The organism is Xenorhabdus sp. BG5, from assembly GCF_015163665.1.
GTDB lineage: Bacteria > Pseudomonadota > Gammaproteobacteria > Enterobacterales > Enterobacteriaceae > Xenorhabdus.
In genome coordinates, this window is sequence record NZ_JADEUG010000110.1 from 1 (window position 1) to 362 (window position 362).

The window sequence follows — 362 nt, forward strand, 5'->3', positions numbered from 1 at the left end:
GAAGAGACGGGAACGGAATAGGCTTGTAGCTCAGGTGGTTAGAGCGCACCCCTGATAAGGGTGAGGTCGGTGGTTCAAGTCCACTCAGGCCTACCAATTTTTCTGTCCGGTGACATGGGGCTATAGCTCAGCTGGGAGAGCGCCTGCCTTGCACGCAGGAGGTCAGCGGTTCGATCCCGCTTAGCTCCACCATAACTCTTCTTCATTTTAATGATTTCAGAACGCATCAAACGCGGTGTGTTGTGAAATCATTGCTCTTTAACAATCTGGAACAAGCTGAAAATTTGAAACCGTCAGTGTTATGGAATGATAACATTGATGACACTCTCAACACTCCGACCGGAAGACTTCTTCGGGTTGTG

General features: G+C 49.2%; 2 tRNA genes. Both read left to right on the forward strand.

Annotation, left to right across the window (positions count from 1 at the left end):
• Window positions 1-19: 19 nt before the first annotated feature.
• A tRNA-Ile gene (locus IQ209_RS18050) sits at window positions 20-96 on the forward strand.
• Between the two features lie 20 nt (window positions 97-116).
• A tRNA-Ala gene (locus IQ209_RS18055) sits at window positions 117-192 on the forward strand.
• Window positions 193-362 lie beyond the last annotated feature (170 nt).